Consider the following 6,067-nt stretch of genomic DNA (forward strand, 5'->3'; position numbering starts at 1 on the left):
ATGTATATCACATAGTAGACAATGTATAACATCTTCGATCTTGCGCACAGTACCTTTGTAATAGAAATTTAAAACAAAAAAATATGAGTAAGTTATTTGTTGCCGGCGAAGTTTTTCACGGAGCTGGAAGTTTATCAGAATTGAAAAACCTGTCTGGAAAAAAAGCAATTATTGTGACTGGTGGGCAATCTATGAAAAGAAGCGGGACATTAGACCGTGCATTGGCTTATCTGGTGGAAGCCGGATTAGAAACTATCGTTTTTGACGGAGTTGAAGAGGATCCTTCATCTGCTACAAGTCTTCAAGGTGCTGCTGTAATGCGTGATTTTCAACCGGAATGGATTATTGGGCTTGGTGGCTGTTCGGCTATTGATGCTGCAAAAATGATGTGGGTATTCTATGAACACCCAGACGCTGATTTTGAAGCCATGACAAAACCATTTAGTGTACCTACTTTACGTCAGAAAGCAAAATTTGTAGCGATTCCTTCTACAAGTGGTACAGGGACTGAGACAACAGGATTAGCTGTAATTACCGACAGAGAAAAGGGTGTTAAATATCCGATCGTATCTTATGAACTGACTCCGGATATTGCAATTGTAGATGGTGAAATCTGCGCATCAATGCCGGCACATATTACATCAAATACAGGTTTGGATGCATTAACACACTGTGTTGAAGCATATGTTTCCAATATTGAAGACAACTATGCAGATGTTTTGGCAAAAGGTGGTTTAGAGATTGTATTTCAAAACCTGGAAGAAGCAGTGAACAATCCAACCAATATTAAAGCCCGTCAAAATATGCACGACGCTTCATTTATGGGAGGTCTCGCATTCAATAATGCCTGGTTGGGAATTGTACATTCTTTGTCACATCAGGTGGGTGCTCTTTATGGTATACCTCATGGTGCTGCTAATGCAATATTTCTTCCAAATGTGATCCGTTATAATCAGGTAGCAACAACTAGATACCCTGATCTGGCTAAAATCTTGGGAAAAGAATCTGCCGAAGAATTGGCTCAGGAAATCGAGAAACTGAGAGCTTCTGTGAACAACATTGGATCCTTGAAAGCATTTGGTATTTCTAAAGAAGACTGGGACAAAAATCTGGATTACATTACCAAAAATGCATTGGAAGATCCATGTACCGGTTTCAATCCACGTAAACCAAGTCTTCAGGACTTGAAAGATCTGTACAACGCCTCTTACGAAGGTGAGATTTATCAGAATTAATTAAGTTTAATAAAAAACGGTTCATTCCTGAATGAACCGTTTTTTTTTGCTCTTAGAAAGTTTAATGCTATATTTAATGAAGCAGGACGAGTGTAATGCGTTTTAATCCTATTTCTTGGAGGCCTGAATTATAATTTAAAATATAAGTATCATGATTATCAACCGCAGAATTCCGTTTAAATTTCTCTTGAATGAAATTAAATTCCCATTGATGGCTGTTGCTTTTTTGTGGACTGTTTTTGGTTTGTTACCTCGTTATTTACCGGACGATACACCTGGTGTTTCTATACAGATAGCAGCGACTTTGGGTATTGCAATCTCGATTCTTTTATCTTATAAAGTCAATCAATCTTACAACCGTTGGTGGGAGGCACGTACCATTTGGGGGGCATTGTAAATGATAGCCGTACTTTAATCCTGCGATTGCAACTTTATTTGGGAGCTGAAAATGAAGAATTGACGAAACTTTCATATTATCAGATTGCCTGGACTTATGCCTTGGAAAGGACTTTGAGAAAGCAGGATGTATGGTCTAAAATAGAGGGGAAATTGAGTGAAGAAGATAAAGCTGAATTCAGAAAGCATTCCAATATTCCCCTTGCCATTAGTCAATTACAGATGAAATTGGTAAAGGAATTATATGAGAAAAATTTGCTCAATGAACTGGCTCGACTTCAGATAGAAAACACACTAAATAATTTGGTTGTTTCTATGGGTAAGAGTGAAAGGATAAAGAATACAATTTTTTCGCCCACTTTTGGGCAGATTTTACATATTTCCATCTATCTATTTTCTATCTTTTTAAGCTTGTCATCTTCGTTTCATCTAAACATTGTACTACAGATTTTTATTCTTATTTCGATCTCAATGATGTTTTTTCTCTTGGAGATGCTTGCACATAGATTGCAGGATCCATTCAGTAACGGTCCTACGGATACATCAATGTCTGCACTTTTACGAACGATAGTAATTAATATTCGTCAAATATTAGCTGAAAAAGAAATACCCGATCCAATTGAACCCCAAAAGTTTTATCTTATGTAATCTTAAATCATTATTCTATGAAAATTTTCGGTAAAATCAAAGAAGAATCTAACAAAGCAGATCATGAAAATCAACTTCCCAATGATCTGAATGCAATAGGTTTTGTGCAGGTCAGGGGAGCGAAAGAACACAATCTCAAAAATGTTGATGTCGATATTCCACGAAATAAACTTGTCGTTTTTACAGGTATTTCAGGGTCTGGTAAATCCTCTCTGGCATTTGGTACTATCTATGCAGAAGCTCAAAGAAGATATCTCGAATCCGTGTCTCCATATGCCAGACGTCTATTTAATCAGATGTCGGTTCCCGATGTGAATGCCATTCATGGACTTCCTCCAGCGGTTGCCCTGCAGCAGAGCAGGGGTGGAACCACGGTACGTTCTACGGTTGGAAGCGTAACAACAATTTCCAATTTATTAAGAATGCTGTATTCACGCGCCGGAAATTATCCTTCAAATCAGCCTATTATTTATGCTGAAGGGTTTTCTCCAAATACACCTGAAGGAGCCTGTACGAAATGTCATGGTATCGGACGAATTTATGATGTTACGGAAAAATCAATGGTTCCGGATGATTCATTGACAATACGGGAAAGAGCAGTTGCTGCATGGCCATCCGCTTGGCAGGGACAGAATCTTCGTGAAATATTAATGACCTTGGGGTATGATGTGGATACGCCCTGGAAGGATTTACCTAAAAAAGACCGCGAATGGATCTTATTCACAGATGAAACACCAACAGTTCCGGTTTATTCTGGGTTGTCGGCTTCTGAGGTAAAAAGAGCGGTTCAGATGAAATTGCCTCCTAGTTATATGGGTACCTTTACCGGTGCAAAAAGATATGTCTTTCAGACTTTTGCGAATACTAACAGCCAATTGATGAAACGAAGGGTATCACAGTATATGTTGAATGCTGAATGTCCTGTATGTCATGGGAAAAGGTTGAAAAAAGAATCTTTATCAGTGAAATTTGAAGGATTTGATATTGGTGAACTATCTAATCAATCATTATCCCAGCTAATGGATATTTTTATGCCTTATGCTCAAGGAAAATTCTTGGATAAAGAAAAAGATAAACATCCGGAAAAAGCAATAGTAGCCCAAAACATTGCCATCGATCTTGTTGCAAGGATTAAGATTATGATAGATCTTGGCTTAGGGTACCTGTCATTAGAAAGGAGCACTCCAAGCATTTCTCCGGGTGAATTGCAGCGTTTGAGGTTAGCTACTCAGGTACATTCTAATTTATTTGGGGTAATCTACGTGTTGGATGAGCCTTCTGCCGGATTACATCCTGCAGATACGGAGGCACTTTTCTCTGTACTGAAAAAATTAAAAGATGCTGGCAATTCGATGTTTATTGTAGAGCATGAGGTTGATATTATCAGACATTGCGACTGGGTTGTAGATGTAGGTCCACAGGCAGGAACCAACGGGGGTGAGATATTATATAGTGGTCCATTGGATGGTTTGCAGTCCGTGGAAAGGTCCTTGACCCGTCATTATATTAATCCTGAACCAGTCACGAAAAAGATATTGAGAAAACCCGAACAATGGTTACATGTAAATAATGTGCACAGAAATAATATCAAGAGTTTAGATGTATCATTTCCTTTAGGTGTGCTTACCAGCATTACCGGCACTTCAGGTTCTGGAAAAAGTAGTTTGGTCAGTCAGGCATTAGTGGATCTTGTTTCCGGTTATCTTGGACAGGAGCTGGAGGAAAACAAAGAAGAACAGCCTGAACTCACAGAAGAACAGGTTATTCATACCTCAGGACTAATTACAGACGGAATGCAATACATTAAACGTTTGGTAAGAGTTGACCAAAAACCAATTGGAAGAACACCAAGATCAAATCTGGCAACTTATACGGGATTGTTTGATCGGGTACGTCAATTGTTTTCAAACACAACGCTCGCGAAGAGTCGTCGATATGATGTAGGACGATTCTCATTTAATGTTGCCAAAGGACGATGTGCCCATTGTAAAGGAGAAGGATTTGTAATGGTAGAATTATTGTTTCTTCCCAGTGTTTATACGCCTTGTCCAACGTGTAAAGGAGCAAGATACAATGAAAAAACTTTGGAGGTAAAATATGAGAATAAAAATATTGCAGAGGTTTTGGATATGACTGTAGATGAAGCCTGGGATTTCTTTATTCATGATAAATTATTACGTCAGAGCCTTGATGTCCTGAAACAGGTGGGCTTAGGTTATATTCGATTGGGGCAGCCTGCAACAGAGCTATCAGGTGGTGAGGCACAACGTATCAAATTGGCTTCAGAATTACAACGGACACAAAAAGGTAAAACACTGTATATTTTGGATGAGCCGACAACGGGACTACATCCGTCAGATGTGCAAAAACTGATCGGTCAATTGAATGTTCTGGTTGAGGCTGGAAACACGGTTATCGCTATTGAACATGATATGCATGTGGTTGCTGCCAGCGACTGGGTAATTGACCTAGGACCAGGAGCCGGTGACAACGGGGGACAAATTGTAGCAGAAGGCACTCCTGAAGAAGTCGCAAAAAATAAGATAAGTAAGACAGCTAAGTATTTGGCAGATTATGTATAAACTTATATTATCTGTAGAACCTATGCTCTATAAAAGGTAATGTTGCTGTTTTTTTCTGAATATCCTTTTTTAATATTAGCAAGTAAAATGTAATTTGTCCTATTTGAGAATTGAGAACCTTATAACAAAGGTTAAAGGCTAAAAAATGTAGAAGATCTCCTATTTTTAGCCTTTAATTTTTCTTAGTCATATAATTGGAGATTTTGATACCATTGACCATCGAGATTCGAAAACTGATGACAATTATTCAATTTGGATAATTTTGACCATTTGAATATTACGCTAAGAAGTCACAAATCCATTTTTATTTAGTTTTTATGGTTATATTATCCTATACATCTCCTTACGCATAGAATGGATACAGCGAGAGGCTTCTGTTCTACCTTTCAAATTTTTATCTTTTTCATTAAAGGGGAATGTTTCCTTATCGTATATGGAAAAGCTTTTCATGAGCCGATCACTTGCAAAAGAACTCATCAAGATATGGCATTTACCTTCACTGGACAATATTGATCTCGAAACGACACCCCTCCCGATGATCAAGAAAATTTTAAGGATCTATGGCAGGGCTCAAGATTGCCGGATCCATCTCTCTGAAATGATCAACGCTGAAAAAATACATGAAATAAAAGGGTATCAAAAATCAGGCTGCCTTTCTCCTGAGAAAACCGATATTGATGTATTATATAAACGTTTCTTCATAACAGAGCGAACGTTGAGAATCCATCTTTATCATAGAAACTTTTGGATACTTCGGCTATGTATTCTTCTTTTACTAATCGGTTATTTTTAAATATTAAATCATGAACAGGCTCCTTAAAATAACCATTTCCAATTCTTCGAATGCCTATACATGAATCTATTTGTGCCCCCTTAAGCTGGAACGTATATATGTAGAAGTTGTCATCCTAAATGCTGGACATCGGAAAGCGAAACCAGTATTTTGTACCACTTCGCCCGCAATATATAGTGTATATTGGGCTTAAGTATTAACATTTCCCGATTGAAAAGTAGCAGTTAATAATTCAATTAAAAGATTGGGAATACTATCCACCTACAGTCGGCGCTTTGCCAAATTTCTTCTTAAAGGCGGAAGAAAAATGGGACAGGGTCTCGAAACCAAGATCGAGATAGATAGCTGATGGTTTTTTGTTTTTTCTTTCAATTAAATGCCGTGCTTCATTCGTATCCGTCCTACCAAGTACA

The 6,067-nt window shown here is 38.0% G+C and carries 4 protein-coding genes and 1 pseudogene; 4 read left to right on the top strand and 1 reads right to left on the bottom strand.

What is annotated here, in order from left to right:
* Positions 1-83 precede the first annotated feature (83 nt).
* From B3E92_RS01725 to B3E92_RS01740, 4 genes and pseudogenes are all read left to right on the top strand, one after another.
* Positions 84-1,235, top strand: a complete 1,152-nt coding sequence (locus B3E92_RS01725; protein WP_286895094.1) for an iron-containing alcohol dehydrogenase — start codon at positions 84-86, stop codon at positions 1,233-1,235.
* Between the two features lie 211 nt (positions 1,236-1,446).
* Positions 1,447-2,279 (top strand): annotated as a pseudogene (locus B3E92_RS01730) (bestrophin family protein).
* 17 nt (positions 2,280-2,296) lie between these two features.
* Positions 2,297-4,861, top strand: coding sequence for an excinuclease ABC subunit UvrA (gene uvrA / locus B3E92_RS01735; RefSeq protein WP_286895096.1), 2,565 nt, complete (start codon positions 2,297-2,299; stop codon positions 4,859-4,861).
* A gap of 433 nt (positions 4,862-5,294) precedes the next feature.
* Complete coding sequence (locus B3E92_RS01740; protein WP_286895098.1) at positions 5,295-5,654, top strand: hypothetical protein; 360 nt, start codon at positions 5,295-5,297, stop codon at positions 5,652-5,654.
* Positions 5,655-5,907: 253 nt separating this feature from the next.
* Here B3E92_RS01740 and B3E92_RS01745 read toward each other — a convergent pair.
* On the bottom strand, positions 5,908-6,067 hold a 160-nt coding region (locus B3E92_RS01745), incomplete at its 5' end, for a helix-turn-helix domain-containing protein (protein WP_286895100.1).

Origin of the sequence: Sphingobacterium sp. UBA6317 (genome assembly GCF_002440385.1) — a bacterium.
In the GTDB taxonomy this organism is placed as follows: domain Bacteria; phylum Bacteroidota; class Bacteroidia; order Sphingobacteriales; family Sphingobacteriaceae; genus Sphingobacterium; species Sphingobacterium multivorum.